Genomic DNA, 15,195 nt, shown 5'->3' with positions numbered 1-15,195 from the left:
GCCAGCGCAATCACCGCGGCCATCGCCCCGAACCGGCGCGTGCCGGCCGGTTTGCCGGCGGTCTTGCCGGCCTGCTCGGCACCCGGCTTGGAGGCGGTCGCCTCATGGTCCCAGGTCCGATCACCGGGCGCCATGATCATCAGTCGGCCCGGGAAACGCGGCTCTTCACGCTTGCCGGTCTCGACCTTGGGCACCGCCATATTGGTCGGCTCGATCTTGGGGTCGATCTTGGGGTTGATCTTGGCGTCGATCCTGGCCTCGATCGCGGGATCAAGCCGGGACGGCTCAACCTTGGGAGCTTCGGCCTTCGGCGAGGTCTCTTCCTGCTCGGGCGCGAGCCGCGGAGTCTCGACACCGGCCACGGCCATCGCGGGCTCGCTCTTCGCCGCCATTTCGGCGCCGGTTTGACCGCTGACCGGCTCGCTCTGCTGCTCACTCACGTTCAAAGTCTCCAGACTTGGTTGACAATTCGGTAACTTTTATTGCTTGCGAAATGGTTACCCCGCGCCGCCATTACCTAAATTTTAGGGAGTTTTCCGGGCCGGATTTGGGCGATGTTGCCCTGCGGCAATCTGCGTCAGCTCCGTTTGCGCGCGGCGCTTTCCCGATTAACATGCCGTCATCTTCCAGCCAGAAGGCAGGGGAGCACTATGACGATCGAGAAATGCATCAATGAATTTGGTGTCGATGACGTCATTTTTGAGGAAGGCTCGACCGGCCGAGACCTATTTGTCGTGCTCGACGGCACCGTCGACATCGCCAAGATCGATGGTGGCAACAAGACGGTCATCGTCAGCCTCGGCAAGGGCGAGTTCTTCGGCGAGATGGCCGTGATCGACGGCTCGGCGCGCTCGGCGACCGCCATCGCAGCCGCGCCCGCGACGCGGGTGATGCGGATCAACCACGCCCGCTTCGTCTATCTGGTCAGCCAGCAGCCGGCCTTCGCGCTGATGGTGATGGATGCGCTCTCGAAACGCCTCCGCGCCTCCAACGCCGTCACTTACCGAGCGGCAGCCGCATCATGAGCGACCGCAAGCTAAGCCCGTTCAAGACGCTGTTCGACGCCGACGTCGCGACGCTGATCCAGGCGGCCGACGACGTCTACCAGATCCGTTTCAAAAACCGCGCGGCCAACGCCTATCTCGTACGCGGCAGCAAGCGGACCATCATGATCGACGTCGGGCTGTCGACCAATTATCCGTCGCTCGTCGCCTGTCTCAACCATCTCGGGATAACGCCCGAGATGATCGACATGGTGGTGCTGAGCCACGAGCATCTCGATCACATTGGCGCGGCCTATCATTTCCACGGCTCAGCCTATATCGCCGCGCATCGGCTCGCCGCCAACAAGATCATGCTGCGCGACGACTTCTCGATGCTGCGCAAGATGTTCAACGAACCGAACGTGCCGATCGACATCGACATCTGGCTCGAGGAAGGCAACCTGATCGACCTCGGCAATCTCCGCCTCAACGTGATGTACACGCCGGGCCACACCTCGGCCTGCATCTCGCTGTTCGATCAGGACAAGGGCCTGCTGTTCGCCGCCGACACGCTGATGCCCGGCGGCGTGATGGGCGGCGTGTTCGGCTCCGGCTCGATTGCCGATTACATCCAGTCGCTGGAGCGGCTGAAGGGCCTCAATTCGAAGATCCTGCTGTCGGGGCACGGCCGGCTGTCCGACACGCCGCAGGACGATGTGCGGATCGCACTGCAGCGCTCGCACGCTTTGCTCGAGGACACCGCGCAACTGTTCGACGCCCTCGATGCGCGCTCGAACTTCGAGCCGATCATGCAATCGGTGCGCGACCTCAACAAGCTCGACGATTGACGGCTAGGTCCCAGCCGAAGCCGGCCCGTTGTGACCTGCCACGACTTTGCACTAGGATCGGCTCGCAACGATAAGAATCACAGACGCGGCGATGCAAGCCGTTGCCGACAGCGGGGAGACGAAGCGAATGCAGGCTGACACGATGGCGCAGATGCGCCGCCGGGTGGTGATCTCCTCCACGATCGGCAATGCGCTGGAATGGTTCGACTTCACCGTTTTTGGCCTGTTCGCCGGCATCCTGAGCAAGCTGTTCTTTCCCGCGGACAATCCGCATTCCTCGCTGCTGCTCACCTTCGCAACATTCGGGATCGCCTTTGCGGCCCGGCCGCTTGGGGGCCTGGTGTTCGGGCTCTATTCCGACAAGCACGGCCGCAAGAAGGCGCTGGTCGTGATGATATCGCTGATGGCGGCCGGCACCGGCCTGCTCGGCGTCCTGCCGACCTATGGCGCGATCGGAATCGCGGCGCCGCTGTTGCTGCTGCTGGCACGGCTGATCCAGGGCTTTTCCGCCGGCGGCGAGTTCGGCAGCGCCAGCGCGATGCTGATCGAGTTCGCGCCGCCTGGCCGGCGTGGCTTTTACGGCTCGTTCCAGATGGTGTCGCAATCGCTGGCGTTCGGCCTCGGTGCCGCGATGGCGATCGGCCTCAATCTCGGCCTGTCGGCGGACGCCTTTGCGAGCTGGGGTTGGCGTGTGCCGTTCATCCTCGGCATTCTGATCGGGCCGACCGGATGGTACCTGCGCCAAAGGTGCGACGAGTCGCCCGAATTCAAGGCGTATCTTGCCGAGAGGGCTGCGACGGCGCAGCCGGGCAGGCAGACCACGCTCGGCCAATTGTTCTCCGAACATCCGCGCGAGTTGATTGCCTCGTTCTGCCTGATCGCCGCCGGCACGGCGATCAACTATGTCAATGCGATCTTTCTGCCGACCTATGCGGTCGCCGAGCTGAAGCTGCCGATCCTGAACGCGCAGCTCGGCCTGCTCGTCGTCAGCCTCATCAATGCGGCGGTGGCGGTGGCCTGCGGTGCCCTCTCCGACCGGATCGGTCGCCGCGCGGTCCTGGTTCCGGCGTTGATCATCTACAGCTTGCTGTTCTATGTGATCTTGCAGCGGCTCGTCGCCACGCCGACCACGGCGAACCTCTGGCAGTTGCAGATCGTCGCGGTCCTGCTCGGAGCCCTGGCCGGGCCGATGCCGGCCTTCATGACCGAGATATTCCCCGTCGGCGTGCGCTCGACCGGGGCATCGCTGATGTACAATCTCGCCGTGATGCTGTTCGGCGGGCTGGCGCCGTTCATCAACACCTGGCTGGTCCAGGTCACGGGCGACAAGGCTGCTCCGGTCTACTACATCCTCTTCGCCGCAGCGGTGGGCCTCGTGGGTCTGTCGGTCTATCGCGGACGACCGTCGGTGCCGGGAATCGCAACTCAACCGGCGCAATGACCGCGACCGGTGTGACGGCTGACGCCCGAGCTTGCGCGACTGTGCCGGTGGCGCTGCATTTGACAAATCCGCGCGTGGCCTGTTCAACAGCGGCAACAAGAACGCTGAAAAACAGGGAGCGAGGACCATGAAGCTTTACGACTCGATCGGACCCAATCCGCGCATCGTGCGCATGTTCATGGCGGAAAAGGGCATCGAGATCCCCAAGGAGACCGTCGACCTGCGCAAGGGCGAGAACCGCGAGGAAGCGCATCTGAAGCGCAATCCGCACGGCCAGATGCCGGCACTCGAGCTCGACTGCGGCAACTACCTCTCGGAGATCACGGCGATCTGCGAATATCTCGAGGAGAAGCACCCTTCGCCCGCGATGATCGGCAGCACGCCGGAAGAACGCGCCGAATGCCGGATGTGGACGCGCCGGGTCGATCTCAACATCGCCGAGCCGCTTGCCAACGGCTATCGCTTCGGCGAGGCGCTGAAATTCTTCGAGAAGCGAATTCCGGTCGCACCCGAAGCCTCGCCGGGGCTGAAGATGATCGCCGCCAACCGCATCAAGTGGCTGAACGATCAGATGGCCGACGGCCGCGACTATATCTGCGGCAAGCGCTTCACGCTCGCCGACATGCTGCTCTATTGCTGGATCGATTTCGGCAACCAGGTCGGCCAGCCGCTGGACCAGTCGAACGCCAACATCGTCGCCTGGTTCAACCGCGTCGCCGCGCGGCCGTCGGTGAAGGCGTAGGGCGGTCTTCTTATCCTCCCCTGGAGGGGGAGGATCGGTTCGCATGAAGCGATAGCACAATGCGAACCGAGGTGGGGTGATCTCTCAACTCGGGCAGCCTTCAGGCGGAGAGACTTTCACCCCACCTCGCCGCTCATTTCATTCGCGTCGATCCTCCCCCTCCCCGGGGAAGATGAAGAAGGCCAAGTAGCTCAATTCCTCAAATCACCACCGGCCTATCCGGCAGCTCATTCGGGCCGCCCTCGGCAGGCGGAAAATACTTCGCCAGTTCCCGCGACACCGCCGCGATCCCCTTGATCACGCCCTGCTCGAACCGGCCGGCCCGAAAGTCCGTTTCCATGGCGCGGCAAATCGCTTCCCAGCCGGCGTGGCCGACCTTGGCATCAATGCCGCGGTCGGCCACGATCTCGACGTCGCGGTCGGCGAGCAGCAGGTAGATCAGGACGCCATTGTTGTGATGGGTGTCCCATATCCGCAAATGCGAGAACACGTCGAGCGCCCGCTCCCGCGCCGGCTGATTGCGGAACAGCGGCACGCCGTCGAGTGCGCCTTCGACGACGAAACGGATCTGGCCCGAATGGGTGGCCTCGCCGGCCGTGATCGCCTGTTCGATGGCATCGAGGACGCGCGGCGGAAACTCGCGCCGCACGCGCCAGCGATGCTCGATCAGATGCTTGCCGATGCGCTTGATGCTCATATCCCTACCAGCTCCCCGAGGCGCCACCGCCGCCGAAGCTACCGCCTCCGCCGCTGAAGCCGCCGCTGTCGCTCGAACTCGAGCCGCTGCTCCAGCCCCCGCCGCCGGACCAGCCCCCGGAATAACCGCCGCCGCGCCGGTACGGTCCCGAGCCCGCCGCCGGACCACCGAAGTTCAAGCCGCCAAAGATCAGCGCCGCAACGCCGGCGAACAGGCCGACCACCAGCGCGGTGGCGAGCGAGCCGGCCAGCATCCAGGTGAAGACGCCGACGATGCCGCCGGTCGCGACCGAGCCCAACAGCCGCCCCAGCAGGCCGCGAAGGAAGCCTGCCACGATGACGACGCCGAAAATCACGACCGGGTTGGCGAAGTCGACGAGATTGGGCGCCTGCCAATGCTCGGGCTCCGGTGCCGGCAATTGCTCGCCATTGACCAGGCGGATCATCCGGTCGATGCCGGCCGAGATACCGCCGGCGAAATCGCCGGCCTTGAATTTCGGTGTGATATCCTCGTCGATGATGCGATGGGTGACGACGTCGCTCAGCACGCCTTCGAGGCCGTAGCCGACCTCGATGCGCAAATGACGATCATTCTTGGCAACGACGAGCAGCGCGCCATCGTCGACCTTCTTGCGCCCGATCTTCCAGGCCTCGGCCACGCGGATCGAGAACTGCTCGATGGTTTCTTCGCCTGTTGTCGGCACGATCAAGACTGCGATCTGGCTGCCCTTGCGGGTCTCCAGATCCTTCAGCCTGTCGTTCAGCGAGGTGACATCACCTGCCGATAGCGTCCCGGTCTGATCGACGACGCGGCCGGTGAGCTGAGGTACTGCAACCTCGGCCCACGCCGGACACATGAAGCCCAGCAGGAAGGCGAACAGGATGACGCGTGCGGCGGTCATCGCGACGGGCGCCGGGCGGCGTTATTTCGACGGCGCGGGGGACGGCGACGGTGCCGGATTGAAATCGACCTTCGGCGCGGTCGAGATCTCCTTCTCATTGTCGACCGTGAAGTTCGGCTTCTCCTTGTAGCCGAACGCCATCGCGGTCAGGTTGTTCGGGAAGGTTCGGATGCCGACGTTGTACTCCTGCACCGCCTTGATGTAGCGGTTGCGCGCCACCGTGATGCGATTCTCGGTACCTTCGAGCTGCGCCATCAGATCGCGGAACAACGCATCCGATTTCAGCTGCGGGTAGTTTTCGGTGACGACCAGGAGCCGCGAGAGCGCGCTGGTCAGTTCGCCCTGCGCCTGCGTGAACTTCTGGAATGCCGCGGGATCGTTGAGCACCTCGGGCGTCGCCTGGATGCTGCCGACCTTGGCGCGTGCATTGGTGACGCCGAGCAGCACGTCCTTCTCCTGCTGCGCAAAACCCTTCACCGAGTTGACCAGGTTGGGCACCAGGTCGGCACGCCGCTGGTACTGGTTCACCACCTCCGACCAGCTCGACTTGACCTGCTCGTCATTGGTCTGGATCGCGTTGTAGCCGCAGTTGGTCAGGCTCAAGGTCGCCAGCGCTGCCAGCACGGTCCAAAGCTTACGCATGAAGATGGTCCTCCCGGTGGATTCTCTCTCACGGTAACAGATTTCCGCCTGATAATCCCGTGGCGCGGATTTCGCGCGCTGTTTTGCGGATGATGGCCCTTGCCTATCCCTCCCTGCGCCGTTCATCATGGCGAAAAAATCGATCGCGGGAGGATCCATTGGCGTCTGAACAATTCGAGACGATTGTTGTCGAGCGGCCCGACCCCGCGATTACGCGGATCGTGATGAATCGCCCTGAGGCGCGCAACGCCCAGAACCTGCAGATGACCTACGACCTCAACGCCGCCTTCGACCGGGCGGTGCAGGACGACACGGTCAAGGTCATCATCCTCGCCGGCAATGGCCCGCATTTCTCGGCCGGTCACGATCTCAGGCCAGGAGCCAAGAATGAGGCGGGCGTCGATTTCCCGCCAGTCGGAAATTGGGGTGGCTTCGCCGAGCCCAATGCCCACGGCCGCTTCGCGCGCGAGCAGGAGATCTACCTGCAGATCACGCGGCGCTGGCGCAATCTCGCCAAGCCGACGATCGCGGAAGTGCACGGCAAGTGCATCGCCGGCGGGCTGATGCTGGCCTGGGCCTGCGACCTGATCGTTGCCAGCAGTGACGCCGAATTCTGTGACCCCGTGGTGACGATGGGCGTCTGCGGCGTCGAGTGGTTCGTGCATCCCTGGGAGCTCGGCGCACGCAAGGCCAAGGAGATGCTGTTCACCGCCGACGTCTGGAGCGCCGACGAGGCGCATCGCCTTGGCATGGTCAATCACGTGGTGCCGCGCGGCGATCTCTTCTCCTTCACGCTGGCGCTGGCGCGCAGGATCGCCGCGAAACCCGCTTTTGCGCTGAAGCTCTCCAAGGAGGCGGTGAACCGCTCGATCGACATCATGGGGCAGCCTGCCGCGATCGATCAAGCCTTCGCGCTGCATCAGCTCTGCCACGCCCACAACCTTCAGGAATTCGGAATGGTGGTGGACCCGGCGGGTCTGCATCCTTCCGTCAAGAAAACCGCCAACGTGTAGAAAGCCAGATGGACCTCACCCTCAGCGACGAGCAGCGCCTGCTGCGCGAAAGTGCCGACCGCTTCGTGGCGGAGACCTTCACATCAGAGCATCGCAAGAAGGCGGTGAACGATCCGCTGGGCTATTCGCCCGCGATCTGGAAACAATTCGCCGAGCTCGGCTGGCTGGCGCTGCCGATCGCTGAGGCCCATGGCGGGCTCGGCGGCGGCGCGATCGAGATCGGACTATTGATGGAAGCGTTCGGACGCGGGCTGGTGTCCGAGCCGTTCCTCTCCACTGTCGTGATCGGCGCGGCGCTGGTCGCCGAATGCGGCACCGAAGCGCAGAAGCAGGCGATCCTGCCCAGGATTGCCGAGGGCGCGCTCACGCTCGCCTTCGCGCATTCGGAGCGCGCCGCGCGCTTCGATCTCGCTTATGTCGACACCACGGCGACCAAGACCGCCGACGGCTGGCGATTGAACGGCAGCAAGGTCGCAGTGCTCGACGGCGCGGCAGCCAACCAGATCATCGTTTCCGCTCGCATCGCCAACGCCAATGGCGCATCCGGCAAGCTTGCCTTGTTCCTGGTGCCGGCTGGTGCGCCCGGCCTCACCTCGCGTGACTACGCGCGGCTTGGCGGGGGGGCGCGGCTGCAATCTCGATCTCAGGGATGTGCAACTGCCGGCCGACGCGCTGCTCGGCGACGGCAGTGATGCGCTGCCCGCGATCGAAACCGTGGTCGACCGCGCAATGGCCGCGCTCGGCGCGGAAGCAGTTGGCATCATGCAGAGGCTGCTCGACACCACGCTTGAATATACAAAAATCCGCAAGCAGTTCGGGCGGCCGCTGTCGGCCAATCAGGTGATCCGTCATCGCCTCGCCGATGTGGCGATGCAGGTCGACGAGGCGCGCTCGATGGCTCTGCGTGCCGCGCTCATGGCCAACGCTGAGCCGGTGGCGCGCAGCCGTGCCGCGTCCGGCGCCAAGGCCAAGATCGGCAAATGCGCGCGCTTTGTCGCCGAGCAGGCGGTGCAGTTGCACGGCGCCATGGGCGTCACCGAGGAGCTCGACATCGGCGCCTATTTCAAGCGGCTGCTTGCCTTCGACACCCTGTTCGGCGGCAGCGCCCATCATTATCGCCGCCACGCCGCGCTGAGCGGCCGCGTCCACGCGTAAACGGAGAGCGCACCATGGATCTCACCTTCAGCGCCGAAGAACGTGCCTTCGAAAAGGAAGTCCGCGACTATATCGCCGAGAGTCTGACGCCAGAAATGAAGCGCGCCACCGCGCTGACACCGTCGGTGTTCTCCGATCCCGATATCGGCATGGCCTGGCAGCGCGCGCTGCACCGGAGGGGCTGGGGCGCGCCGGGCTGGCCGGTCGAACATGGCGGACCGGACTGGACACCGGCGCAGCGCTGGATCTTCGAGGCCGAGTGCGCCCGCGCCGGCGTGCCGAATGTCAACGTGATGGGCGTGAAGATGGTCGGTCCCGTCATCATCGGCTTCGGCTCGCCCGAGCAGCAGAACTTTTACCTGCCGCGGATCCTCTCGGGTGAAGACTACTGGTGCCAGGGCTATTCCGAGCCGGGCTCCGGCTCCGACCTCGCCTCGCTGAAGACCCGCGCAGTGCGCGACGGCGACGACTACGTCATCAACGGCACCAAGATCTGGACCACGCATGCGCATCACGCCAACCGCATGTTCGCGCTGGTGCGCACCAATGAGGGCGAGCGGCAGCAGGACGGCATCAGTTTTATTCTCATCGACATGAAGACATCAGGCATCACGACGCGCCCGATCCTGACCATCGGCGGCGATCACGAGGTCAACCAGGTGTTCTTCGACGACGTCCGCGTGCCCGTCGCCAATCGCGTCGGCGAAGAGGGCAAGGGCTGGACCTACGGCAAGTACCTGCTGGAATTCGAGCGCGGCTCCGGCATCGCGTCCGCTAAGCTGCGCGAGGCGCTGAAGACGATCTCCGATCTCGCGGACTCCGAGGTCACCGGCCGCGCCATCGAGGACCCTGACATCGCGATGCGGATGTCGGAGGTCGAGGTCGATATCGATGCGCTCGAGATGACCGAGCTCAGGGTGCTGTCGGCGCTGCAGACCGGGCAAAATCCCGGCGCGGTGTCGTCGCTGATCAAGCTCCGCGTCAGCGAAATCCGCCAGGCGGTGACGCGGCTCGGCGTCGACGTGATCGGCCAGGACGGCCTCGCCGTCGAGCCGGCGCGACCGTTCTACCGGCTCAACCACGAGCCGGCGATTCCGGAAGAGCTGCTGCCGGTGTGCCGGAATATCTCAACGGACGGGCGTACACGATCTTCGGCGGCTCGTCGGAGATCCAGCGCGATATCATCGCGAAGATGGTGCTGGGGTTGTAGGCCGCATCTGGCCGCGATCGCCTTCCCTTCACCCTCCCCTGGAGGGGTCCCTCCAGGGGAGGGTGGCAGCGTGGCGCGTTTACACCCCCGCCTTGGCGTCCTGGATCGCCTGCCAGATCTTCACCGGCGTCAGCGGCGTGTTGAGCTGGGTGATCCCGACCTCGCTCAAGGCGTCCATCACGCCGTTGGTGATGCAGGGCGGCCCGCCGATCGCGCCCGACTCGCCGCAACCCTTGGCACCGAGCGGATTGGTCTTGCAGGGTGCAGAGGGATCGAGCGTCACTGACATCGGCGGAACGTCCGATGCGCGCGGGATGCAATAGTCCTGATAGCTCGCGGTCAGCAGCTGACCTTCCTCGCTGTAGGCGACGCCTTCATAAAGGGCCTGGCCGATGCCCTGGACAACGCCGCCATGCACCTGCCCCGTCACCAGCATCGGATTGACCGCGACGCCGACGTCGTCGACCGTGGTGTAGCGCACCACGCGCGTGACGCCGGTCTCGGGATCGATCTCGACCTCGCAGATATGGGTGCCGTTCGGCCAACTCGGTCCGTCGACATTGCCCTCGCTCTCGACCGAGAGCTTGGCGCCGTTTTCTTTCTTCGCGATCTCGAACAGGCTGATGCGCCTGTCGGTGCCGACCACGGTGAGGAAGCCGTCGCGATACTCGATGTCCCCGACGGAGGCTTCCAGCAGGTTTGAGGCCTTGTCGCGCGCCTTGTTGATCATGTCGTTGGCGGAGACCGCAACCGCGGTGCCGCCGACGAACAGCGAGCGCGAGCCAACGCTGCCGAACCCGGTGGCAAGGTCCGTGTCGCCCTGGATGACGTCGATCTTGTCCATGGCAATGCCCAGCGTATCGGCGATCATCTGGGTGTAGGTGGTGGCGAGGCCCTGCCCCATCGCCATAGTGCCGGAGTGCAGGACGACGCGGCCTTCGGCGGTCGCATGCAGCGAGACGTTTTCGGTGTGGGCGCGGCCGCCGGTCCATTCGATGTAGCTGGTCAGGCCGCGGCCATAGAGCAGGCCCTTCTTCTTGGCCGCCTTCTTGCGCGCGGCAAAGCCGTTCCAGTCGGCCAAATCAGACGCGCGCTCCAGCATGTGCGCGAACGCGCCGGAATCATACACCTGCCCGACCGCATTGGTGTAAGGCAGCTGCGCCGGCTTGATGTAGTTGACCTTGCGGATGGTGCGCGGATCCATGCCGATCTGGCGCGCGGCGGCGTCGAACAGCCGCTCGACGATGAACACCGCCTCGGGCCTGCCGGCGCCGCGATAGGCGCCGACCGGCGCGGTGTGGGTCATCACCGACTTCACCTCGAAATGCACCAGCGGCAAATCGTACACGCCGGTCTGCACGAACGGGCCGAGCACCAGCGGAATGATGTTGGCGGTGCCCGACGAGTAAGCGCCGGTGCCGCCGATCGAGCGCACCCGGTAGGCCAGCACGCGGCCCTTGGCGTCGAGCGCGAACTCGCCGGTCGAGGTGAGGTCGCGGCCATGGGTGCCGCCGACGAACTCGTCGGTGCGGTCGCCACGCCAGCGGATCTTCTCGTTCAGCTTGGTCGCGGCATAGGCGACGATGCCGTCTTCCGGATACAGGCTGGTCTTCTGGCCGAAGCCGCCGCCGATATCGCCGACCAGCACGCGCACGCTGTCCTTTGGCCGCTTCAGGATCGATTCCGCGAGGAGATCGCGGGTCGAGCCCGGGGTCTGCGACTGCACGTGGAGGATGAGCCGGCCGGTCTTCTTCTCGATCTCGGCAATGGTCGAGCGCGGCTCCATCGCCGACGGCACCAGGCGCTGGCTCACGAGATCGAGCGACACCTTGTGCGCGGCGCTGGCAAAGGCTTGCTCGACCTTGGCGGCGTCGCCATAGCTCATCGCGGCGACGACGTTGTCGGGCGCCTCCGGCCACACCGCGGGCGCGCCGGGCTTGATCGCCTCGACCGGATCGACCACCGAAGGCAGCACCTCGTAATCGACCTCGATCGCCTCCGCCGCGGTCTGCGCCAGCGTCCGCGAGGTCGCGACCACTGCCGCGACACCCTCACCGGCATAGCGCACCACTTCATGCGCCAGCAGGCGCCGCGGCGGCACCGTCATCGGCGAGCCGTCGGGCCGCTTGAAGATCGCAAGCGTCGGCAGCGTGCCGATATCGTCCTTGACGAGGTCGGCGCCGGTATAGACCGCCTTGACGCCGGGCATCTCCAGCGCCGGCTTGGCGTCGATCGACTTGATGTTGGCATGGGCATGCGGCGAGCGCAGCACGTGCAGCCAGAGCGCGCCGTCCTGCGGCTTGTCGTCGATGAAATGCCCCTTCCCGGTGACCAGCCGCTGGTCTTCCAGACGCTTGACTGGCTGGCCCGCACCAAAACGCATATTGCCGGGAAGAATGTTCATCAGAGGGTCCTTCGAGCTTCCAATATTTGGCGGGGGTTTTAGCTGATTTTGGCGGCCTGACAACCGCGCGCCGAGCGCGTCCACCCTGCGGCGCGCGCGAGCGCTGCCCGTGGCATGCGACCGGCCAATCGCTACATCATTGCGTTCGGCCGATATCGGCGACGGCAACCTCGACGTCGCGCGTAGAGCCGTCGCGGCTCACGGTGAGGCGCACGTTCTTGCCGACCCCGATCTGCTCGAGCTGATCGGCCAGGTCGGAGAGGCGACGGACCGGCTTGCCGTCGACCGCGGTGATCACATCGCCGAGCTCACCGGTCGACATATCGACCCCGCGCAGTCCGGCGCGCTCGGCCGGCGAGCCCTGAGTGGTGCGCACGATGATCAATCCCTCGGCGCCGATACGCGTGGCGACCGCCTCATTCGCGGTCACGATGCCGATCCCCGGCGTCGGCACGCGTCCGTTGCGGATCAGCTCGGGGACCACGCGGTTGACGATGTCGACCGGGATCGCAAAGCCGATACCGGCATACGAGCCCGACGGCGACAGGATCGCCGTGGTCACGCCGATCAGGCGGCCGGCGGAATCCAGCAATGGGCCACCCGAATTGCCGGGATTGATCGCGGTATCGGTCTGGATCACGTTGGAGATCTCGCGCCCGCTGGAGGTCGGCAGCCTGCGCTTCAGCGCGCTGATGATGCCGCTCGACATCGACTGGTCGAGCCCGAACGGATTGCCGATCGCATAGGCGAACTGACCGACCTTGAGGTCGGCCGAGCTGCCAAGCGCCAATGGCGGCGGCAGCTTGCGCGCGCTGCGAATGCGCAGCACCGCCAGATCGTAGTTCGGCGCCGTGCCGACGATCTCGGCGCGCACCGCTTCGCCGGAAGCAAAGCGGATCGCGACCTGGCTCGCGTTCTGCACCACATGGTTGTTGGTGACGACGTGGCCGTCATTGTCCCAGACAATGCCGGTGCCGGACGCCGAGCCGCTCTCCTGGTCCTCGCTCAACGGATTGGCGGCGGTCTGCGTCACCACCTGCACGACCGACGGCGAGACCTTCTCGAAGATCTCGACATTGGCCTTTTCGGCCTCCGACAGCGCGCCGCGCTCGGCGACCGCCCGGGCAGCCGGGCCCGTCCACGGCGCCTGACGGATGTTGCCGGCCGCGACGATCAAGAGAATGGCCGCGATGACGGCCACGATAACGGCAGTGCGCCGACTCATGGGTGTGCTCCAAGCAACAAACGCCCGGGGTCAACAGAGGTTTCTGGCGCGACCAAGGCGGAATGCCCGACATTTTGCCGCGCGGCCGGCGGCGCGCTCAGCTGAGATCGCGCAACTCGGCCTCGACCACCTTGCGCTGCTCGGCGGTGAGCGGCGCCTGCGGCGGCACGGGGTCGCCGACATCGTAGCCCTGGCTCGCGAGGCCGGCCTTGATGCAGGCCGCGAGGTTGAAGCGGGCGAACGCCTCGTTGATGCGCCAGAGCTTGCGCTGCACGGTCATCGCCTCGTCCCAGCGGGCGCGGCGGCAGAGATTGTAGAGCTCGACGCTCTGGCGCGGGATGATGCAGGCCGGGCCAGCCATCCAGCCATGGCCGCCGATCAGCATGACAGCGGCCGGAATATGGGCGGACGCCGAGAACACTTTCAAGCTGTCGCCGCAGCGGTTCATGATCGACAGCAGCCGGCCGGTGTTGGTCGAGGCGTCCTTGATGTAGCCGATGCGCGGGTGCTCCGCGAGGCGCGCGATGACGTCGAGCGTGAGGTCGGAGCGCTGGAAATTCGGATTGGTGTAGATCACGATGGGAATATCGACCGCGTCGGCGATGGCGCGGAAATAGGCCTCGACCTGCGCATCACTGAGCGGAAAATACGCCTCCAGGATCGCGAGAATGCCGGCGGCACCCCGCTTCTGATAGGCCTTGGCCTGCGCCACCGCATCGGCCGTCGAGGTCGAGGCGACGCCCGCCACCACAGGCACGCGGCCCTGGGCGGCCTCGATCGTGGTCGCCACCACCTGCACGCGCTGCGCATTGTTGAGATAGGCGAACTCGCCGGTCGAGCCGAGCGGCGTCAGTCCGTGGACGCCGGCCTTGATCAAATCGTCACAGAGCCGGCCCAGCACCTCGGTGCGGACATGGCCGGCGGGATCGACCGGGGACACCAGATACGGAAAGACGCCGTGGAAGTCAGCCATTTGCGAGCCTCGTTGACGGCGAGACATAATCGGGATCGTGCGCAAAGGGAAGCGGCTCGCCGCTGCGCATGGCGCCGAGCACCACTGCAAAGTCGGTTACCGCGCGAAAACCGAGCAGCCGTTCGGCCTTGCTCGCGTCATAGATCCGGCCGATCGATTGAGGCAGCCGCCAGCCGCGCTTTGCAAACAGCGCCGGCGCGTCGGGAAAATAGCCCGCGATCACGCCGGCCGCGTCCGTCTTCAGGGCCGCAACATCGCTGCGCGCAAACGGGGGCGGCGCGCTGATCACGAAGACCTCGAAGCCGCGGATATTCTCCAGCGCCACGACATGGGCATCGGCGGCGTCCTCGACCGTGAGGCGGCGGTACAGCAGCTCGGTCGCCTTCAGGTTCTCGCCATGGATGTCGCGGATGGTGTCGTCGTCCTCGGGGAAGAAGCGGCTGGTGCGCAGCACCGCGCAATTCAGCCCATGCTCGCGGCTGTACAGCCGGCACAGCGCCTCGGCGGCGAGTTTTGTCACTCCATAGATGTTGCGCGGCTCGAGCGGCCCGCTCGTCTCGTCGAGCCAGACCGCGGCATGGCCCTCCTCGTCGCGGATCGCCTGCGAGATCATCAGCGAGGTGGTCGAGGTGAACACGAAGCGATCGTGGCCGGCGGCCGCGGCCGCCTGCAGCAGATTGAGCGTGCCTGATACGTTGACGTCGACAAAGGCCTGCGGCGCGAACCGCGCGATATCAGGCTTGTGCAGCGCGCCGCCATGGATCACGGCTTCGATGCCGTGATCACCGAACACGCGGTCAACCACCGATCGCTCGGCTACCGAGCCGACCACATCGGTCGCCGCGCCCGGAACGACGTCGAGGCCGGTCACGTGATGGCCGGCCTGTCGAAGCCGCGGCGCAAGGAAGCGGCCGAGCCAGCCGGAGGAGCCGGTCAATAAGACGCGCATGAATTCCGCCCG

Annotated in this window: 12 protein-coding genes and 3 pseudogenes; 7 read left to right on the top strand and 8 right to left on the bottom strand. The window is 65.5% G+C overall.

Features of this window, described 5'->3' with window-relative positions:
* Positions 1–440, bottom strand: a pseudogene (locus AC628_RS26090) (hypothetical protein); the annotation flags it as partial.
* Between the two features lie 210 nt (positions 441–650).
* On the opposite strand from AC628_RS26090, the gene AC628_RS26085 reads away from it, so the two are divergent.
* The 4 genes from AC628_RS26085 (at position 651) to AC628_RS26070 (ending at position 4,014) form a co-directional block, all read left to right on the top strand.
* Positions 651–1,025 carry a Crp/Fnr family transcriptional regulator gene (locus AC628_RS26085; RefSeq protein ID WP_074129684.1) on the top strand — a complete coding sequence of 125 codons (375 nt, stop codon included), beginning with the start codon at positions 651–653 and terminating at the stop codon, positions 1,023–1,025.
* Positions 1,022–1,831 (top strand): MBL fold metallo-hydrolase, encoded by an 810-nt coding sequence (locus AC628_RS26080; protein ID WP_074129683.1) that lies wholly within the window; start codon positions 1,022–1,024, stop codon positions 1,829–1,831. The genes AC628_RS26085 and AC628_RS26080 overlap by 4 nt, the downstream gene beginning before the upstream one ends.
* 127 nt (positions 1,832–1,958) lie before the next feature.
* Positions 1,959–3,272 (top strand): MFS transporter, encoded by a 1,314-nt coding sequence (locus tag AC628_RS26075; protein WP_083633141.1) that lies wholly within the window; start codon positions 1,959–1,961, stop codon positions 3,270–3,272.
* A gap of 127 nt (positions 3,273–3,399) precedes the next feature.
* Positions 3,400–4,014, top strand: a complete 615-nt coding sequence (locus tag AC628_RS26070; protein ID WP_074129686.1) for a glutathione S-transferase family protein — start codon at positions 3,400–3,402, stop codon at positions 4,012–4,014.
* A 199-nt stretch (positions 4,015–4,213) separates the two neighbouring features.
* On the opposite strand, the gene AC628_RS26065 is transcribed toward AC628_RS26070, so the two are convergent.
* From AC628_RS26065 to AC628_RS26055, 3 genes are read right to left on the bottom strand one after another with little or no spacing between them, the layout of a single operon-like run.
* On the bottom strand, positions 4,214–4,711 hold the full coding sequence (locus AC628_RS26065) for a TPM domain-containing protein (protein WP_074129681.1): 498 nt from the start codon (positions 4,709–4,711) through the stop codon (positions 4,214–4,216).
* Positions 4,712–4,715: 4 nt separating this feature from the next.
* The gene (locus AC628_RS26060) at positions 4,716–5,612 is read right to left on the bottom strand and encodes a TPM domain-containing protein (protein WP_074129680.1); all 897 of its coding nucleotides are present in this window, start codon (positions 5,610–5,612) and stop codon (positions 4,716–4,718) included.
* 21 nt (positions 5,613–5,633) lie between these two features.
* A complete protein-coding gene (locus tag AC628_RS26055) occupies positions 5,634–6,254 on the bottom strand; it encodes a LemA family protein (protein ID WP_074129679.1) in 621 nt (206 codons plus the stop codon).
* A gap of 158 nt (positions 6,255–6,412) precedes the next feature.
* Between AC628_RS26055 and AC628_RS26050 the strand changes: the two genes are divergently transcribed.
* The 3 genes and pseudogenes from AC628_RS26050 (at position 6,413) to AC628_RS26040 (ending at position 9,632) form a co-directional block, all read left to right on the top strand.
* The gene (locus AC628_RS26050) at positions 6,413–7,267 is read left to right on the top strand and encodes an enoyl-CoA hydratase (protein WP_074129678.1); all 855 of its coding nucleotides are present in this window, start codon (positions 6,413–6,415) and stop codon (positions 7,265–7,267) included.
* A gap of 8 nt (positions 7,268–7,275) precedes the next feature.
* Positions 7,276–8,422 (top strand): annotated as a pseudogene (locus tag AC628_RS26045) (acyl-CoA dehydrogenase family protein).
* A 14-nt stretch (positions 8,423–8,436) separates the two neighbouring features.
* Positions 8,437–9,632: pseudogene (locus AC628_RS26040) on the top strand (acyl-CoA dehydrogenase family protein).
* 79 nt (positions 9,633–9,711) lie between these two features.
* Here AC628_RS26040 and AC628_RS26035 read toward each other — a convergent pair.
* From AC628_RS26035 to AC628_RS26020, 4 genes are all read right to left on the bottom strand, one after another.
* Positions 9,712–12,036: a xanthine dehydrogenase family protein molybdopterin-binding subunit gene (locus AC628_RS26035; RefSeq protein ID WP_074129677.1), complete on the bottom strand. Its 2,325-nt coding sequence runs from the start codon at positions 12,034–12,036 to the stop codon at positions 9,712–9,714.
* Positions 12,037–12,172: 136 nt separating this feature from the next.
* Positions 12,173–13,261: a S1C family serine protease gene (locus AC628_RS26030; protein WP_074129676.1), complete on the bottom strand. Its 1,089-nt coding sequence runs from the start codon at positions 13,259–13,261 to the stop codon at positions 12,173–12,175.
* A 97-nt stretch (positions 13,262–13,358) separates the two neighbouring features.
* Positions 13,359–14,234: a dihydrodipicolinate synthase family protein gene (locus AC628_RS26025; RefSeq protein WP_074129675.1), complete on the bottom strand. Its 876-nt coding sequence runs from the start codon at positions 14,232–14,234 to the stop codon at positions 13,359–13,361.
* A complete protein-coding gene (locus tag AC628_RS26020; RefSeq protein WP_074129674.1) occupies positions 14,227–15,183 on the bottom strand; it encodes an NAD-dependent epimerase/dehydratase family protein in 957 nt (318 codons plus the stop codon). The genes AC628_RS26025 and AC628_RS26020 overlap by 8 nt, the downstream gene beginning before the upstream one ends.
* Between the last annotated feature and the right edge of the window lie 12 nt (positions 15,184–15,195).

The organism is Bradyrhizobium sp. NAS96.2 (genome assembly GCF_001908235.1).
In the GTDB taxonomy this organism is placed as follows: Bacteria; Pseudomonadota; Alphaproteobacteria; order Rhizobiales; family Xanthobacteraceae; genus Bradyrhizobium.
The sequence above is the reverse complement of the archived record's forward strand: the minus strand, read 5'-3'. Positions and strand labels throughout refer to the sequence as shown.